The following is an 18,727-nucleotide window of genomic DNA, read 5'->3' on the forward strand; positions in this document are numbered from 1 at the left end:
TAGAAACCAACTTATCAAACAAAAATTTAAAAGCGCCATACGCCGGGGAACCGGCGAAACGCATCTGCTGATTCAAAACCATCCGGAGATTGATTTTTCGGGGGAGATCATCAAAGCTTGTGTTAAGAATTTCGCGCACGACGGTCAATGTGAACACAGCAGGGAAGAGTATCTTGTTGAATTAATCAACCTATCAGGTAAAAAGGACAAAATAAAGAAAGCTGTACTGAAAGCCCTTTTAAAACCTCAAAATGATACCTGGACACTAACACAGCTTTTTGACCTGGCTAAAATATTTGCCCTTGAGGGGGATTCCGAAGCAAAACATGCTATTTATGATGGCTTCGTTCATAATCCTATCTGGAGATCGGACTGGGCTGGTACATACCAGATCATGGAACTTGATGGCCTGGAAGGCCTCAAATTTATTGCAGAAGAATTTGGCAAACGCCTTGAAAAAGATCCGGAAGATTGGCAGGACGATGACCTCATTAAAAGCTTTCAAAAAGAAAACCCGGAAATTGATGTATGGGCCGAACTTGATGCCGCCGCTACACAAAATCGTTTTATCAAGATATATACTGATGATGTACGGCGCAATATAGATCAGCGCAATGAACGGGTTAAACCCACTCTCATTTATAAAAACATAGTTGAAGAAGCCCTGTTGCGGCAAAGCAGGACTTGGTTTATTAATAGAAAACTAAAACGCGCCGAACTCGAATTAATAGCACAGCAACTTTTAATTGAACGAAATAAAAGTAACATCGAAAAATTGCTGCGAGTTTTCACAAAGCACAAGTTTCCGCTTAATAAAGAGCCCCTTTTTAATCTGGCCCTTAAAGATCCGGCAAGGAACATGAGAATTGTGATATTGGCTATTCAGGCGCTTGGTCTTTTCAAAGGTAAAAATATCAGGCAGCTTGCTTTGAAACAAATCGCTGTTAGCAAGCGCCCTGCATTTTTTGCTAAAATTCTAATAGAAAATTATAAAAAAGGTGATCAAAAACTGCTGACCACTCTCGTGAAAAAAGCCGGTACGGGCGATGAGTTAGAAGGTTTGATAATTGACATTACCAATATTTATTACGCCAATAAAACACCGGAATGCCGGGAACCATTGGAGGCCCTTTATGATAAACACACCTGCGGCTTGTGCCGGAAACGTGCTGTTGAAATATTAAAAGAGAATGATGTGCTGAGTGAGCGAATAAAAAATGAGATCAGATTTGATTGTAATGAGGATACAAGGGAGCTATATGAATGACAGAGTTCATCAGCGTAAACCGCGCACCAGTATATCAAACGCAGAATAATTGGCAATCAAAAAGATCATGGCTATATTGAGCCTTTAAATTATCATTCATAACAAACCTGGACTTTAAACCCAAACATATTGGAACTGCAAATAGATAGGCTTACCGCTTTTCCGGAGGGAATACATTTTCAATATAACTGGCGTAAATACCAGCAACGCGTGCTCGACAGCCTTGACGAACATTTGGCCGACGGACATCTGCACGTAATAGCCCCACCCGGTTCAGGTAAAACCATTTTAGGATTGGAGGTAGCCAGGCGCATCAACAATGCCACGTTGATCCTTGCACCATCCATTGCTATCCGCAACCAGTGGATCCACCGGTTTTGCGAAATGTTTTTGCAAACAGAACATATGCCTGCCTGGATTTCGAAAGATATTCGCAAGCCGGCATTTATGACCGTAATCACTTACCAGGCACTGCATGCCGCCTGCAACAATTTACGGATTGCTGACGAAGACACTGAAATTGATGAAGAGGAAGCGGATGATGAACTAATATCAGCATCACACAATCAAAACCTTCAGAACATCATTGATGGGCTAAAGCAGCAAAATATAAAAACCATAGTTATTGATGAGGCCCACCATCTTAAAAATGAATGGTGCTATACCCTTAGTAAAGTTAAAGAAGCCATTGAGCCGGTAACCATAGGTTTAACTGCCACACCTCCTTATGATGTTACACCTAACGAATGGCAACGATATATCGAATTAAACGGGCCCGTGAGCGTTGAAATTACCGTACCTGAACTGGTTATTGAAGGCGACCTTTGCCCGCACCAGGATTATGTTTATTTAAGTTTACCAACTCAAACCGAGGCCGAAAATATTAGCAATTTCAGGTTACGGATGAAGGTGCTTTTTGAGGAGATAAAAAATGATAAGATTCTGATAACGGCAATTGAAAACCACCCTGTTTGGCTTCAGCCGGGAGAGCATCTTGATTGGATTTATACTAACCTGTCCTGCTATTCAGCTTCGCTAATATATTTAAATGCCAATGGGCGGCAAATCCCTAAAAGCCACCTTGATGTTATTGATGACAAAAATTTAAAGATTCCTGAGTTTGATTACCAATGGGCAGAGGAACTTCTTGATTTTTACCTGTACAAAGAAAAGCAATATTTTAAAGGCTTTGACGAACATAAAAAGAACCTGGAGAATAAATTACGCCGAAATGGCGCCATTGAAAAACGACAAATATGCTTTTCGCAAAACAAACAGGTTACCGGACTTTTATCATCAAGCATAAGCAAGCTGGAAAGCATTAAGCAGATAGCTGATTTTGAATATCAACAGTTAAAGCACAACCTGCGCATGGTAATACTTACCGATTATATCAGGAAAGAGTATTATGCTGCTACTGTTCAAAACAACATTGAGCTTAATAAAATAGGGGTAATAACAATTTTTGAAAAACTACGACGCGAAAACACAACCGAAATAAAGATCGGCATATTAACTGGCTCGATGGTGATCATTCCGCGATCTGCTTACCCCGCGTTTGAAACATTAACCGAGGGGCAAGGGCTCAGAAATATAGTATGCAAACAAGTCTCTTTTGACGAAAATTATATTTTAGTTGAAGAGTGCAGCCAGCTCAAAAATGAGATAGTTCATATCATCACCACAATTTTTGAACAAGGTGGTATCGAATTGCTTATCGGTACAAAATCATTATTGGGCGAAGGTTGGGATGCTCCGGCTATCAACACTTTAGTGCTGGCAAGTTTTGTTGGTTCGTTTGTGCTTTCAAACCAAATGCGGGGACGGGCTATCCGCAGTCAAAACGGCAATCCCGGTAAAACCGGTAATATCTGGCACCTGGCCTGCGTTGATACCACATCAACAACCGGGGGCGACGATTTTGATACACTTAAACGGCGGTTTGGGAGCTTTGTTGGTATCTCGTTTAAAGATAACTATGGCATTGAAAGCGGTGTGGCCCGGCTAAACATTCCTGAAAGGATCAGTGATGCAATACAGATTGAATTAGGGAACAAAGAAAGTATTAAACGGGCCGCCGATAGAGAAGCACTTAAAAAACATTGGATAGCAGCGCTTGAAAAAGGGATAACAATGGTTGAAGAAATTAAAGTCCCTTTTCCTGATGAACGCGAATACCAGGCGGTTAAAAGCATGCATTTTAACCATACCATAAAAAATCTGATTATGTCGCTGGTTATCGGCTTGTTTGATTATTTAATTAATACCATCCGCTCGATAGGACGAATGGGCCGGAGTATTAACTCCAGAGAAGGCTTATATACTTATTTAGCCATTGTTTCTCTAATAGGCATAGTAATATTTGGTCGTAAAGCTTTTAAAGCATTCAGGTTGTATATTAAGTATCGAGACATAGCAAAAGATGTACAACAAATTGGTGATGCCTTGCTGAATGCCATGATAAAAGCAGGGTTAGTCAAAACATCTTATGATAAAATAAGCATTAACGCTTCAGTTGATAGCCTGGGAGCAGTTTACTGTTATATTGATGGAGGATCAACCTTTGAAAAATCAACTTTTATAAATATGCTCCATGAGGTAATAAGCCCTATTGATAATCCACGGTATGTGATTACGCGTAAGAGCCTTTTTATGCGCTTTATTAACCAGGAAGATTTTCATTCGGTGCCTGAAGTTATCGGGCGGAATAAAAACACGGCAGTTTATTTGAGCCAGCAATGGGACCGATTAGTTGGCCCTTGTGAACTTATTTTTACCCGAAGTATTGAAGGACGCAGATTATTGTTAAAAGCAAGGATAAAATCATTATCAGCACAGTTTCAGAAAAAGCCCGAAAGGATAAATAAGTGGCAATAAGAACTTTGAGTTATGGCTTTATTAATCTCCGATAAAAATAAATCGTCATAAACACAATAAAAAATCCCTCTTTAAAAATTTGGATAATAAAACTTAAATCACTTATCTTCGTTAATTACCAAATAGCAAGACTATGTAAGCAAAGGGCTTATATAGTCTTGTTTGCTTTTATAAGCGTTGCGTCCTTTCTTAAAACAGGGAAGGGCGGTTTTTTTTGGTTTACAGACAGGAATAAATATTAATTAATTTTTGCGTTATGGCAGAGGTATCATACTATACCAAAGATGGTTTAGAGAAATTAAAAGAAGAACTACAAAGATTAAAAACAACCGGCCGTGCCGATATATCAAGAGCAATCGCTGAAGCACGTGACAAAGGCGATCTTTCGGAAAATGCCGAATACGATGCTGCTAAAGAAGCCCAGGGTTTACATGAGGCTAAAATAGCTCAGTTACAGGAAACATTGGCAAATGCCCGCCTGCTTGATGAATCAAAAATAGATACATCAAAAGTGCTGGCACTATCTGTTGTTAAAATCAAGAACCTTAAAAATGGTGCTACCATGAGCTATCAGCTGGTATCAGAAAGTGAAGCCGATTTAAAAACCGGCAAAATCTCTGTAGCATCGCCGATAGCTAAAGGCCTGCTTGGTAAAAAAGTTGGTGAAAAAACCGAGATCACCGTACCTGCAGGTAAAATTGAATTTGAGATCCTGGAAATAAGCAGGTAATTGGTTAAGTGATTAGGTGAATGGTTAAGAGGTTATAACCAATCGTTCACCTAATCAATTATCTAAACAAATCCAACCACTCACCCAATCAACACAATCAACCACTCACTACCAATGACCATCTTTTCAAAAATAGTTGCAGGCGAAATCCCGGCTTATAAAGTGGCCGAGAACGATGATTTTTTGGCCTTTTTAGATATTTTTCCGCTTACAGAAGGTCACGTGCTGGTGATCCCCAAAAAGGAAGTTGATTATCTCTTTGATCTGGATGATGATACTTATACCGGTTTGCAGCTATTCGCCAAAAAAGTAGCTGTTGCCTTAAAAGAAGCTGTTCCGTGCCCCAGGGTTGGTGTAGCTGTGATGGGACTTGATGTTCCTCATGCACATATCCACCTTATCCCGATGAATGGAATGAGCAGCATTAACTTTTCGGCCCCAAAACAAAAATTCACACCCGAGCAATTCAATGCCACTGCCGAAAAGATCAGGCAGGCCATTGGCTAAGCAGAGAAAGAGCTTTTTACATTATAACACTATAAACGCTGCATCAAATATAACGATGCAGCGTTTTTCTTTTTTTGGCTAAGTAAGCTGATAATCAATCCAAGAACTTACAACCAAATTTAATCTCTTCTAATATATTACATAGTAGGCGATTGCAAGTAGATATCCCAGTATTGATCTTTAGTATTAGTCTTTTTAGCGAGGATGATCTTTGAATTGACGCTACCCTTTTTGTCGGATGGGGTAAGGTACAGATCAGTACCTTTTAGTTTAATCAGGAAAGTATCTTTATCTATCGGCTCAAACTCGTATTGCTGATTAGCATTATCTGCATTAAGTGGTTGTTCTTCCAAAGCGATTCCGGCATTGGCTTCGGCCACGGGTTGAAAGGTTTTGCTGGTGAAAAGGTTTTTCAGTTTATAAGTATTACCCTCCACATGCTGAAAATCCCAGGTCATGCATTTCCAGTTTTCGGGGTAATAGGCTACCAGCTGGGTACCATTGGCCGATTGCGCGTCTTTAACCCGTAACAGCATACCGGTTTGCTCATTTTTAATAGCATAAGTCCCTTTAATTTGCTGGGCCGAAACGGCAAGACCAGGCAACAGAAAACATAACAAAAAGGCAAATCTTTTCATAGGTATATCGGTTTTAACAAATTTATATACAAAGCATAAACAGCTGTTATACAAATCAGTTCAGTTTTTCGTCAATACGTATCAAAGCAGGCAAATTGCGTGTAAGGTTTTAGCGATAAAACCGACTAACACGCCAAAATCTTAACCACGGCATAAACTATGAAAATTCCAATTTTGCCATCATCGATATATTTTATAAAACATAACGTTATTTTTACATTTCACTTTAAGGGTCGCAACCTAAAAAACCACATGAACAAAAAACTACTTTTAATTTTATCACTATCAGGCACGTGCTTAGCCGCTAAAGCGCAAGACACGCTCAGGAAAACTCAGGCCGATACAACGGCCATTAAAAAGAAGCAACTACAGGAAGTAGTTGTCTCCGCATCCCGCATCAGCGAGAGTATTTTACGCTCGCCGGTAAGTATCGAAAAGATCAGGGCATCAGCATTCAAACTTTCGGCAGCACCGTCATTTTTTGATGCCCTTGAAAATGTAAAAGGCGTGCAGCTTGTTACCCCCAGTCTTGGCTTCAGGATCATTAACACCCGCGGCTTTGCCAACACCACCAATGTGCGCTTTACCCAGTTGGTTGATGGAGTTGATAACCAGGCCCCGCATTTAGGAGCCCCTATAGGCAACGCATTGGGGCCAAGCGATCTTGATATTGAAAGCGTAGAGATCATCCCCGGTACCGCATCTGCACTTTACGGCCTGAACGCGATAAACGGACTTGCAAATTTTATTACCAAAGATCCTTTTACCTCGCCAGGTATTACCATTCAACAAAAAACGGGTATCAACCACGTAGGCGATAAAGAAACGGGAGTAAAAGGCTTTTCAGAAACAAGTTTCAGGATAGCGCAGGTACTTTCGCCTAAATTCGCATTTAAACTGAATGGCACTTATACCACTGGTTACGATTGGATAGCCGACAACACAACCGACCAAAACGCCGCGGCCAATGCTAAACTGGGCATTCCGGGCGGGCCGCAAAACCCCGCCTATGACCCTATAAACGGCTATGGCAATGAATCATCCGACAGAAAAACCATCACTCTCGGCGGTAAACAGTATTCTGTTGCCCGCACGGGATATGCCGAAAAAGACCTTACCAGCTACGGGCTGCACAATGTAAAGCTGGATGCAGCATTGGCTTATAAATTCAATGCCAACACGCAGCTTACCTATACCTTCCGTTTTGGCGACCTGGATAATATTTATCAGCGGGCCAACCGTTTCAGGCTTAAGGGCTATACCTTGCAGCAGCACGCGCTGGAGTTAAAGAATGATATTTTCCAGGTGCGTACTTACCTTACTATCGAAAATACCGGCAAATCATACAATCTGCGTTCTGCCGGCGAAAACATAGACCGCAACTTTAAAAGTGACAACGACTGGTATGCCGATTTTACCAAAGGTTTTAATAATGCCACCTCGGCAGGGGCCAATGTGCAGCAAGCCCTTAATCAAGCCCGCCAGTTTGCCGATGCAGGCAGATATCAACCCGGAACGCCCGCCTTTAATGCCACCCTTAACAAACTTGCCGATATTAATAACTGGGATGTGGGTTCGGCCCTGCGTGTTAAAGACGATCTGTTTCACATAGAAGGCCAGGCAGATATTTCAAAAGCCATTTCAAAAGATTTTATCAAACAAACCGGGCTGGATCTGCTTGCCGGATTTGACCATCGTACTTATATCATTCATCCCGATGGCAATTACTTCATTAACTATGTGCCCGGCAAGGAGTTCAGTAATTTAGATTACAGCAAAACGGGCGGTTTTATACAAGCCTCAAAAGAGCTTTGGGACAATAAACTTAAACTATCGGCCACCCTGCGCGGCGACAGGAACGATTACTTTGACCTAAAGCTGAACCCTCGTTTTACATTGGTGTTTTCGCCGGTTGTTGAGCATAATATCCGGGTATCATTTCAAAGTGGCTACCGGTTCCCGAGTATTTTCGAAGCTTTTTCAAACGTAAACAGCGGCGGGGTTAAACGCATTGGAGGTTTACGCGTGGTATCAAACGGCATTTTTGAAAATTCCTATCTGCGGACTTCAATTGATGCTTTCCAAACAGCCGTTAAAAATGATTTTAACCAGGGGATTTCAACAAACGCAGCTATCGAAAAGGAAAAAGGATTATTAAAAAAGAGCCCTTATACCTATTTGCAACCAGAACATATCAATTCATTTGAAGCGGGATACAAGGCGTTATTTTTTGAAGGAAGGCTGAGTGCCGATGCCGATTTTTACTACAACAAATATGATCACTTTATTGCCCAGGTAGAGATCAATGTACCCAATACCCAAAAAGCCGATTCGATCCCTTACTATTTGAATGATAAAACTAAACAGGCCCGCTACCGCGTATGGACCAATTCGCAAAGCAAGGTTACCAATATTGGCGGCAGCATTGGGCTTACCTATCACTTGCCAGCCAACCTGCAATTATCGGGCAATGCGTCGTATGCTAAGTTGCAGCGCACAACCAATGAGGACGCGCTTGAAGATGGTTTCAACACACCGCAATGGATCACTAATTTCTCTTTCGGTGGTAACCATGTGGCTGGTAACTTAGGGTTTAATGTAACCTATAAGTGGCAAAGTGGCTATTACTGGCAATCGTTTTTAGTAAATGGCAATGTAGACCACTATGGTACCATTGACGCGCAGGTTAACTATGATTTCCTGAAAACAAAACTTAATGTAAAACTGGGTGCCAGCAACCTCACCAATAAATATTACAACTCCTTTTTAGGAGGCCCCTCAATTGGTGGCTTTTATTATACAACGCTTACTTATACCATTAAGTAATTGTTTGTTTCCTTTTGTTTCAGACTTACGAAGTTTTGAAAACTTCGTAAGTCTTTAAGAGTATAATTCTGGCCTGCTTTCAAGTACTTGAACTACAAGTCCGTCTCATTTTGGCGCTGAAGTTGGAAACTTCAGCTATGTTTAACCACGGGTTACGCTATCGCTAAACCCGCGGCAGAATTACAATTATTTTATCCCCTCATCACATTCACCCTGTCCCCTTTCCAATCCGGGAAAAGTATGTGATCATTATTTATCTCGAGGTGCTTATCGGCAACAGCGCTGAACACGCTCCTGAAATCGGTGGTTACAGCAAGGTCGCGGCCATCTTCAAGGTTCTCGATAGCTAATGGTTTTACATCGCCATAAACTAAACCACCGTTTACATCATTGCCTAAAATAAAGTTGCAGGAGGCGCGGCCATGATCTGTACCGCCGGTTCCGTTTTGATGAACGGTACGGCCAAATTCGGTCATAGTCATTACGGTAACATCATCCTGATAAGTTCCGAGGTCTGTCCACAGCGCCATCATGCTATTGCTTAAGTCGGCAACGTTACGGGCAAAGATGCCGTTCTCGGTACCCTGGTTAAAGTGGGTATCCCATCCGTTTGATTCGGCAAAAGCTACCTCAAGGCCTACATCCATTTTAATAAGCTGGGCTATTTGTTTTAACGAATTGCCCAATGCCGAATTAGGGTAAACGGCACCGTTGGCTGGTGCATAGTTTTTAATGTCGGTTTTCTGCAGCATCTTCATGGCTTCAAAGCTTTCCTTCCCGGTTTGTTTCAGCAGACCGGATGCGGTTTGATCATAGAGGTCTTCAAAGCTTTTGGCCGCCATGTTGGCTCCTGTAGGATTACCACGCATCTGGATAGCAAAATCCTGCAGGTTACTGATGGCTACAGAAGGGTTATCGCCATAAAAAGAACGTGGCATGGCCGAGGTCATGCTCACAGCAGTAAAAGGCGTAAGCGCATCATGGCCAAGTAATCCTACAGCACGGTTAAGCCAGCCGCTTGATGTACCTTTATTAAATGGTGTACCCGATTCCATGTAATCCTGGGCATCAAAATGCGACCGGGTATTATTGGGCGAACCAATACCATGCACTATCCCTAATCTTTTTTCACGAAACATAGGTTCAAAGGCTTTCATGGCAGGATGCAGACCAAAACGGCCATCCAGATCAATCAGCGGATTACCTGCACCACTTCTTGCTGCCGACATAAACAGGTTTGGCCGGGCGGCTTTCAAATAGTCATCGGTAAAAGGGGTAACCGCCATGAGGCCATCCATAGCACCGCGCTGGAAAATGCACACAAGCGTTTTTTTCTTTTTATAGGGCGATAAGATCTTTTCGCTTGCAGCAGCCTCCGCCAAAAAGCCTGGAATACCGCCCAGCAAACCTACGCCTAAAAGGGCCAGTCCGCCCGATTTTAAAAATCCTCTTCTTGATACCATTTTTAAATCCTCCTGCTGTTAACGCCTCTGATACTCGGGCGAACCAATAATTACTCCAACCACCTGTGCCAGCATTGAATTATTGCCAGTTGTGGCTTGCATCGCTATAAAATTATTTTTTCGCTTGCCTTTTAAGCCCGCTTGTTGTTCCATCATTCCGTCATTAGCGGGCGCCATAGTTGCAGCAGGAGTTTTGGCACTGGCTTCGTCAACCTTTTCCATCAGTTTGGGATCATTAAGCATAGGGGTAAGCCGTTTGATGGTTTCATCAAGCGGACGCCCGGGCAATATCAATTTACTATAGGTGGTAAGCGCCGCCTGGGCGCTTTCGGGTTCGTGATGATTATTAAGCGCCGCCAGATCAACCTTTACACCGGGGATCCTCCCCGATGCCAGGGCCAAACCAAAATTCATCCGGTTGAGCAGCGCACCGGTATTGATCCAGTACTGGCCCTTATCAGGAAAGCCTGTTGGGGCCTGGTAGTAATAAATCTTTTCGCCCATTTTATTGATCCAGTTAAACAGCTGGTAAGGCTGGTTAACACCGGCATGCAGTGCACGCACCGAACCTATGGCAAGCTCAAACGGCGATTTTGTTTTTTCCCTCACCGCCGCCGCACTCCAAAATTCAGGCGCATCAACCATGGTGATCAATACTTGTTTAATATCTCCGTCTTTATTTATAAAAGTGCGGGCCATTTTATCAATAAGCGATTGCGGAGGGTTGTCGCTCACAAAACGGATAGCCAGTTTCTTTGATATAAACTTTGCCGTAGCTTGCTGATGGGCCAGCATAGTAAGCAGCTGTACCCCTTCATCGTAACCGCCGCCAGCAGCAAAACGATGACCTAAAACCGTTTTTTCACCATTATCATGCCTGTTGGGATTAAACAGAAAATCGCCTTCATGAACAAAACCACGGCTTTGCAATTTATCATCACCAAGGCGGTTCATTAACTTTTGACCGGCATTACCATAAGCGCCCATCGGGTAAACAGACCAACCAGTAAGTACTCTTGCTGCCTGGGTAACATCCTGCTGGGTATAGCCACCATCTACCCCGAGGGTATGCAGTTCCATTACTTCTCGGGCGTAATTTTCATTAAGTCCCTGGGCTTTTTTTGCCTTTAGTTTGGGCATATTAGCCACACGGCTTGTATCCGCATTTTGCATTTGCAGTACTAAACGCCGACGAGGAGGCTGATTACCTTGCTGCATGTTATCGTTATTGCCCGAACTGCTGAAATTATCCAGGTAATATAGCATAGCCGGCGATTTGGCAGTGGCCAGTAACAGGTCATTAAATTTCCCCAAAGCATTAGGACGGATCACATCCCGCTCATAAGCCGGGATAAATTGAGAGCAATCATTTTTAACAACGGACACGTTGAAATGGTTAAACCAGAAACTGGTCATCACTTCCTGCAACTGGTTATTACTGTAAGCAGCCCTTAATATTTTTTGATTGATGAATTGGCGCAATAACTCCTGCTCGGGTTTCAAGCCATTTTGCTGCATATAGTTTTGCAGCTGATCGCGATAGGCTTTTCTATCAGTTTTTACCGAATCTTTGTTAACCACACCATCCTTTACGGCCATTCGTAAAACCTGGCCACCTTTGGGGTATTGCGCAACAACTTCGGCATTGCTAAGCCTCAGCGCATCGTATTTATCCAGAAGCTGATTTAAGGAATCATCACGCATTTGGACATTCAGTTGAGCGGCGAACCATTTTTCAGGGCCAATTTTAACTACTTCTTCTACTTCGCCGGGTGTAGCACCGTATGTGAAACGGCTTAGTAAATGAGCAGCCGCCTGTTCGGGGGTTAAGCCTGCTTTTTTATAAGGAAATTTTAAATCGGGATTTGCAGGGTAGCCCGGCAAAAAGGCAGAAAGTACGGTAAAAACACACAACAACAAAACAAAGCCACACCAGTACTTAACAGCCTTTTTCATTATATCCGGGTTATTAATTAAAAGATTTAACTTATATGCTACAGTATGACCATAAAAAGGCCGCTTGGTTTAATTTAATTGTAAAACAAAGTTAATTGCTTAGTTATTTAAACTAAAACCCAGCTATATTGTCAATAGCTTTAAATTATCTGAAAAAATAACGAACCATGAAAAAAATACTGATGATGCTGGCCCTGGCCGGTGGCCTGAGCTTCACTGCAAGCGCACAACAAAAAGTTGAAAAAACACCTGCTCAAAAAGCCGGCAATAAAACCGAGCATCTGCAAAAACATCTGAAACTCACTGCCGATCAAACCAAAAAAGTAAATGCGGTTTTACTGGCCCAGGCTACAAGCATTGATAGCCTGAAAAAATTAAAACAAGATAAAAAAACAAGTCACCTGGCCGATCAGAAGATCAAAAAACAGGCAGCTGAAAAACTCGACAAGATATTTACACCGGAGCAGAAAAAGGCTTACGCTGATATGAAAGCCGAAAAGAAAGCTAAAAAAGATGCGGTAAAAAAAGCGGCTCAATAAGAACCCTGATTTTCGGGATTAAGGGATTGCCTTGATCCTTTCAAACTATTTTAAAAAGCGGGACAGTATCCCGCTTTCTTGTTTTCTGGCTTTGATTGCTTAGTACTCCCAGTATTGACATATTGAATACAAGTGTTCTTAACTATTTATTCCTAAATTGGCTCAATGATATTTGATTTCAGGCTAAAGGTTTTTTATACGGTTGCACAGCGCTTGAGCTTTACTAAAGCTGCATCCGAGTTATTTATTACCCAACCTGCTGTTACCAAACATATCAAAGAACTGGAGCAGCAGCTCAGTGTGCAATTATTTAAACGCAATGGCAATAATATAGCCCTCACCCCGGCCGGTAAAATTTTGGAGAAATATGCCGAAAAGATTTTCCAAACTTATACCGAGCTCGAAACCGAACTGGCTCAGCTTAACAACTTAGAAGCCGGTACACTGCACATAGGCGCAAGTACCACGGTAGCTCAAACTATTTTGCCCAAGCTGCTGGCTATGTTTAAAAAAACATACCCAAAAGTCACCTTCAACTTTATCCAGGCCAATACCGATCAGATCACACAACTGGTTTTGGCCGAAAAGATTGACATTGCTATTGTGGAAGGCGCTGCCCATTCGCCTCAATTATCCTATACAGATTTTATTAAAGATGAGATTGTATTGGTAACCAGCGCTAACAATAAGTTATCCAAAAAGGCCGAGATCACGCCCAAGCAACTACCTTCTATTCCGCTGGTATTAAGGGAAGCCGGGTCGGGTACACTGGATGTTATTTTCAATGCTTTGGCAGCGGTACAGATCAACCCTAAAGATCTTAATATTGAGATTCAACTGGAGAGCAGCATTGCCATAAAACAATACCTTTTATACTCAGAAACAGCTACATTCCTCTCCATCCAATCGGTAGTAAGCGAATTGAAATACAACGAGCTCAGCATTATTGATGTTAAAGGGTTGGAGATTTTCCGTACTTTTCAATTCATCCAGCTGCACGGAAAACACAGCAAGCTAATTGAGCTTTTTAAACGTTTTTGCCTCGTCAACTATAACTTAAAGTAATCTCATATTACTTTATATCATTTGATTACCAACGAGTTTAGTTCCAAATTTGATTGCTGAACAAAAGGCAATCACACATGGAATATATTACTACCGATATCTGTATTATAGGCGCCGGGCCTGTTGGTTTATTTGCTGTTTTTGAAGCCGGGCTGCTTAAAATGCGCTGTCATCTTATTGACGTACTGCCGCAGGTTGGCGGTCAGCTTTCTGAAATCTATCCGCATAAACCGATATATGATATCCCCGGCTATCCCGATGTTACTGCACAGCAATTGGTAGATAACCTGATGTTGCAAATAGCGCCGTTTCACCCAACTTTCAGTTTAGGCGAACGGGTTGAAAACCTGCAGCGCAATGAAGATGGTTCCTATAATATCATCACCAACGATGGTACCGTTGTGCATTGCCAGGTGGTAGTAATTGCCGGCGGACTTGGCTGCTTTGAGCCCCGCAAGCCGGAAATTGACCGCCTTACAGATTTTGAAGGTAAAGGCGTAGCCTATATGGTGAAAAACCCCGAACATTTCCGCGATAAAAAAATAGTATTGGCTGGCGGAGGAGATTCCGCGTTAGATTGGGCAGTTTTCCTGAGCAATGTAGCCGAACGGGTTACGCTTGTTCACAGGGGAGATACCTTCCGCGGGGCGCCGGATAGCGCTGAAAAAGTATTTGAACTGGCCAGGGAAGGAAAAATCGATTTGATCCTTAAATCAAATGTGGTTGCCTTAACAGGCGATGACCGCCTGCGCGAGATCACCTTGCTTGACCGCGACCAGCAGGTTAGCCATATTGAAGCAGATCATCTCATTCCGTTATTTGGCCTTAGTCCTAAACTTGGCCCCATTGCGGATTGGGGGCTAAATATTGACAGATCGGCCATCGCAGTAAATACAACTGATTACAGCACCAACATTGAACGGATCTATGCCATTGGCGATATCAACACCTACCCGGGTAAACTTAAGCTGATATTGTGCGGCTTCCACGAGGGGGCGTTGATGGCGCAGAGCGCTTTCAAATATGTTTACCCCGAGCAAAAACTAAGTTTTAAATATACCACCGTTTACGGTGTAAGCGCTTTTTAGCCATGATAAATTTAACCATAATTGACCGCGACGGCGGCAGCAGGCCCGTCGAAATTCCGGAAGGCATAAACCTGAGCCTCATGGAAGTGCTGAAAGCATCTGAATATGACATCCTGGCCACTTGCGGCGGCATGGCGCTTTGTGCCACCTGCCATGTACAGGTAATAGAGGGGCCTGAAGCATATTTTACCGCTACAGATACCGAACTGGATGTGTTGGATACGCTACCTTACGCCCCACCTGCAAGTCGCCTGGCCTGCCAGATCAGGATCAATGAGGATATGGATGGGATGGTATTTAAGCTGGTGGGGGAAGAGTAAAATCTCAAGTCTTGAGTTGAATTCTTAGGTCGGGTTTAAAAATCCTTGTGTTTTGTGTGCGAGCCCTGTTGCCGGTTTACTATTTTTCTTTCCGGCAGCGGGGTTTTATTGTTTTGAGCGGGGTATAGGCCCGTCATGCTGAACTTGTTTCAGCACCCCACAGGACAGATCACCTATTTGCTCAGCAAGGTTGCTTAGCGAGTGAGGTGTTGAAACAAGTTCAACATGACGAACTTTTATTATGTCATGATGGAGATATCTCCTACTTCTCCGTCAGCACCGTAAACTTAAAATCAAGCGGCTCAAACAGACGAATCAGTTCATCAATAAAAGTTTGTCCCCATTTTACATACATCAGGCCAAAGTTTTCAGAACGTTCCTGCAGGCTATCTTTCGGGAACAGCTCGGCTTTAACGGCGGTTAGCTGCTCTAAGCGTACACTATAATTTCTTTTTTCGGCACGGATCAGTTTCTTTTCCAGGTTATCCATCGCTTTTTTCAACCGGGCCTGTACAGCCGCGGCTGATGGAGAAAGTGTAGGATCGATCTTGTAAGCGCGAAGCTTTATTTTCTCGAACAGGCTTTCCATTTCGCGCCATTCTTCGGCAATGCTCAGGTTATGGTCGCTATGTTTTTTGATCCAGTAGGTTTGCAGGGCATCGCTTTGTTTAAATAAAGCCAGGGCATCCAAATCCATGCGGGATATTTTGGCAGCCTGTTCTTTTTTGATCACTAATGCCGAGTTACGGAGAATCAGGATCGGGAAATCAATTTTATAATGATCAAAGTTAGATTTCAGTTCCAGCCAGTAAACCACCTCTGCGCCGCCACCGATGTAGGCGATGTTAGGTAAAATGCATTCCTGGTACAATGGGCGCATCACTACGTTAGGGCTAAAGCGCTCGGGGTATTCGGCTATCTCCTCTTTAAGTTCAGCTTCGGAAAACTTAATTTCAGTATTAAGGACGTTGTAGCTGTTATTCTCAAAAACTATCCTTTCGCGCAGTTGATCTTTCAGGTAAAAGAAATTGATCTCCCTCGGATTAACCTGGATATGCACACCAAGCTCATGCAGCTTTTGATTGGTTTCGCTGATGTTTTTAAAACTATGCTGACCGATGATATCCTGCTCAATAATTGGCGCGAACTCTTTTTTAAACTCATGGTCATCAGCATCGATAATAACGAGGCCGTATTGACCGAAAAGTGAATTAACAAGGTACCTTGTAGCGTCGGCAAGCTTATCAAATTTGGTGTAGGCCGTTTCAACAATTTCGGCAAGATCGGTCGCGTGGCCTTCCATGCCCAAAACGCCTTTGTACTGGTTAAGCGCCTGACGAATACTCACCGGGTCTATACGACCGGTTGCTCCCGAAGCCTCGTACCACCAATGCACTTTTTTACCGCCAATGTTGGTGTAATTGATCTCGGCAAAATCATGGTCTTCGCTGGCCATCCAGTAAACAGGCACAAAGTTTTTATCGGGATGAGCGGCTTTTAATTGCTGCGCCAGTTTAATGGCTGTAGCAATTTTATAAAGGAAATATAACGGACCTGCGAAGATATTTAGCTGGTGCCCGGTTGTAATGGTATAAGTATTATTCTGCTTTAACAGCTCCAGGTTTTGGGCTGTGAGCGCGGTTGAATAAGTGCATAATTTACCGGGCTCTTTACCTAAACATTCGTACTGCTTAGTTAAAACACGTACCAAAACTTCACGATCTGCAACAACCTTTTTATTTTTCAAAAATTGGGCAAAACCGGCCATATCAGGGCGGTAACCATAAAAAGGTTGTAGTTCGGGTTTATTGTCGATGTATTCGGCAACTGTGTTTGAAAAAAAACCGGTGTCTTTATAACTTATACAGGATGCGTCCATTTCGTTGATTTCGGATTTTTCACTTTTTGACTTGCTTTCTAAGGTGTTCAAGAAGGCTTCGCCGTTTGAGATGTTCGGTTTCAGATTTGCCCTAAAACAAAACATCAGCAAATAAAATTAAATGCTGATGTCGAAATTAGATTATAAATCGCAAATCGCTTTACAGCCGACTGCAAATTAGCATTATTTTACAATTTGTCCATAAAGGTCAAAGTCCTCGGCGCTGTCTATCTTCACGTTAACAAAGCTGCCAACGGTAGCATAATCAATACTGGCGTCAATCAAAACTTCGTTATCAACCTCCGGCGAATCAAATTCGGTACGGCCAACAAAGTAACCGCCATCTTTTTTGTCAATCAGCACTTTATAAGTATTGCCTATCTTTTCCTGGTTTTTATCGAAAGAGATGCCCTGCTGAATTTCCATAATAGCATCGGCACGTTCCTGTTTAACTTCTTCAGGTACGTCATCAACCAAACTATGGGCGTGGGTTTTTTCCTCGTGCGAGTAAGTGAAACAACCCAGACGGTCAAACTTGGTATCTTCAACCCATTGAGCCATCTCTTCAAAGTCCTGCTGGGTTTCGCCCGGGTAACCGGTAATCAGCGTGGTACGCATGGCAATGCCCGGAACGCGGTCGCGGATCTCATTAACGATATCAATGGTTTTTTGCTTGGTGATACCACGGCGCATTGATTTCAGCATATTATCGGTAATGTGCTGCAATGGCATATCCAGGTACTTGCAGATGTTTTCGCGCTCATTCATCACATCCAGTATCTCCATCGGGAAACCTGAAGGATAAGCATACTGCAACCTGATCCATTCAATACCGTTCACATCAGATAAACGACGAAGTAACTCATCCAGGTTACGTTTACCATACAGGTCAAGGCCGTAATAGGTCAAATCCTGCGCAATCAGGATCAATTCTTTTGTACCGTTTTTAGCAAGCTTCTTTGCATCCTCAACCAATTGTTCAATCGGCGAACTCAGGTGCTTACCCCGCATCAACGGGATAGCGCAAAACGAACATGGCCGGTTACAACCCTCAGCAATTTTAAAATAAGCAAAATGCGATGGGGTAGTAAGCAAACGCTCGCCTATCAGCTCGTGCTTGTAATTAGCGCCTACGGTCGCCAACAGGTTTTGCAGATCATTGGTGCCAAAGTAGGCATCAACATTAGTGATCTCGGCTTCAAGCTCTGGTTTGTAGCGCTCGCTCAGACAACCGGTTACAATCACTTTGCCTACCTTGCCCTGCTCCTTAAGCTCGCTGTATTGCAGAATAGTATCTATTGATTCCTGTTTGGCATTATCAATAAAGCCACAGGTATTAATTACTATAATATCATTTTTGCCTACTTTCTCGGCCTCATGCACCACATCAAACTGGTTGCCCTTCAACTGGCCCATCAATATTTCCGAATCGTAAATATTCTTTGAACAGCCTAACGTAACCACGTTTACACGGGGTTTGGCTATCTTTTGGGGCTTATCTAACTCTTTCGTCCTCATACTCTATAAAATCGTCATTGCGACGTAGGAAGCAATCCCAAACTATACAGAGTG

At 42.8% G+C, this 18,727-nt stretch carries 14 protein-coding genes; 9 read left to right on the forward strand and 5 right to left on the reverse strand.

What is annotated here, in order from left to right; genetic code table 11:
* The first annotated feature begins 394 nt into the window (after nt 1-394).
* The 4 genes from BMX50_RS05115 to BMX50_RS05130 all read left to right on the forward strand — a co-directional run bounded on the left by BMX50_RS05115 (nt 395) and on the right by BMX50_RS05130 (nt 5,381).
* A complete protein-coding gene (locus BMX50_RS05115; protein WP_091208698.1) occupies nt 395-1,267 on the forward strand; it encodes a hypothetical protein in 873 nt (290 codons plus the stop codon).
* 129 nt (nt 1,268-1,396) lie between these two features.
* Entirely contained in the window at nt 1,397-4,144 is a 2,748-nt protein-coding gene (locus BMX50_RS05120; protein WP_244280865.1) for a DEAD/DEAH box helicase family protein, read from the forward strand.
* Between the two features lie 256 nt (nt 4,145-4,400).
* The gene (greA, locus tag BMX50_RS05125; protein ID WP_091208700.1) at nt 4,401-4,874 is read left to right on the forward strand and encodes a transcription elongation factor GreA; all 474 of its coding nucleotides are present in this window, start codon (nt 4,401-4,403) and stop codon (nt 4,872-4,874) included.
* Between the two features lie 114 nt (nt 4,875-4,988).
* Nucleotides 4,989-5,381: an HIT family protein gene (locus tag BMX50_RS05130; RefSeq protein WP_091208703.1), complete on the forward strand. Its 393-nt coding sequence runs from the start codon at nt 4,989-4,991 to the stop codon at nt 5,379-5,381.
* Nucleotides 5,382-5,518: 137 nt separating this feature from the next.
* Here the strand turns inward: BMX50_RS05130 and BMX50_RS05135 are convergent, their stop codons facing one another.
* Complete coding sequence (locus tag BMX50_RS05135; RefSeq protein WP_091210324.1) at nt 5,519-6,019, reverse strand: RICIN domain-containing protein; 501 nt, start codon at nt 6,017-6,019, stop codon at nt 5,519-5,521.
* 252 nt (nt 6,020-6,271) lie between these two features.
* Between BMX50_RS05135 and BMX50_RS05140 the strand changes: the two genes are divergently transcribed.
* On the forward strand, nt 6,272-8,845 hold the full coding sequence (locus tag BMX50_RS05140; RefSeq protein ID WP_091210325.1) for a TonB-dependent receptor: 2,574 nt from the start codon (nt 6,272-6,274) through the stop codon (nt 8,843-8,845).
* A gap of 191 nt (nt 8,846-9,036) precedes the next feature.
* On the opposite strand, the gene BMX50_RS05145 is transcribed toward BMX50_RS05140, so the two are convergent.
* Nucleotides 9,037-10,308 (reverse strand): DUF1501 domain-containing protein, encoded by a 1,272-nt coding sequence (locus BMX50_RS05145; RefSeq protein WP_091208706.1) that lies wholly within the window; start codon nt 10,306-10,308, stop codon nt 9,037-9,039.
* Between the two features lie 18 nt (nt 10,309-10,326).
* Nucleotides 10,327-12,264, reverse strand: a complete 1,938-nt coding sequence (locus BMX50_RS05150) for a DUF1800 domain-containing protein (protein WP_091208708.1) — start codon at nt 12,262-12,264, stop codon at nt 10,327-10,329.
* A gap of 167 nt (nt 12,265-12,431) precedes the next feature.
* Here BMX50_RS05150 and BMX50_RS05155 point away from each other — a divergent pair, with 167 nt between their 5' ends.
* The 4 genes from BMX50_RS05155 to BMX50_RS05170 all read left to right on the forward strand — a co-directional run bounded on the left by BMX50_RS05155 (nt 12,432) and on the right by BMX50_RS05170 (nt 15,276).
* Nucleotides 12,432-12,803, forward strand: a complete 372-nt coding sequence (locus BMX50_RS05155) for a hypothetical protein (protein ID WP_091208711.1) — start codon at nt 12,432-12,434, stop codon at nt 12,801-12,803.
* Nucleotides 12,804-12,968: 165 nt separating this feature from the next.
* Entirely contained in the window at nt 12,969-13,868 is a 900-nt protein-coding gene (locus BMX50_RS05160; protein WP_244280867.1) for a LysR substrate-binding domain-containing protein, read from the forward strand.
* A gap of 77 nt (nt 13,869-13,945) precedes the next feature.
* On the forward strand, nt 13,946-14,956 hold the full coding sequence (locus BMX50_RS05165; protein WP_091208714.1) for an NAD(P)/FAD-dependent oxidoreductase: 1,011 nt from the start codon (nt 13,946-13,948) through the stop codon (nt 14,954-14,956).
* A gap of 2 nt (nt 14,957-14,958) precedes the next feature.
* On the forward strand, nt 14,959-15,276 hold the full coding sequence (locus BMX50_RS05170; protein WP_091208717.1) for a 2Fe-2S iron-sulfur cluster-binding protein: 318 nt from the start codon (nt 14,959-14,961) through the stop codon (nt 15,274-15,276).
* Between the two features lie 262 nt (nt 15,277-15,538).
* Here the strand turns inward: BMX50_RS05170 and bshC are convergent, their stop codons facing one another.
* A complete protein-coding gene (gene bshC / locus BMX50_RS05175) occupies nt 15,539-17,206 on the reverse strand; it encodes a bacillithiol biosynthesis cysteine-adding enzyme BshC (RefSeq protein ID WP_317040865.1) in 1,668 nt (555 codons plus the stop codon).
* Nucleotides 17,207-17,338: 132 nt separating this feature from the next.
* Complete coding sequence (gene rimO, locus BMX50_RS05180; protein WP_091208719.1) at nt 17,339-18,673, reverse strand: 30S ribosomal protein S12 methylthiotransferase RimO; 1,335 nt, start codon at nt 18,671-18,673, stop codon at nt 17,339-17,341.
* Nucleotides 18,674-18,727 lie beyond the last annotated feature (54 nt).

The sequence above is a fragment of the Mucilaginibacter gossypiicola genome (assembly GCF_900110105.1).
Taxonomy (GTDB): domain Bacteria; phylum Bacteroidota; class Bacteroidia; order Sphingobacteriales; family Sphingobacteriaceae; genus Mucilaginibacter; species Mucilaginibacter gossypiicola.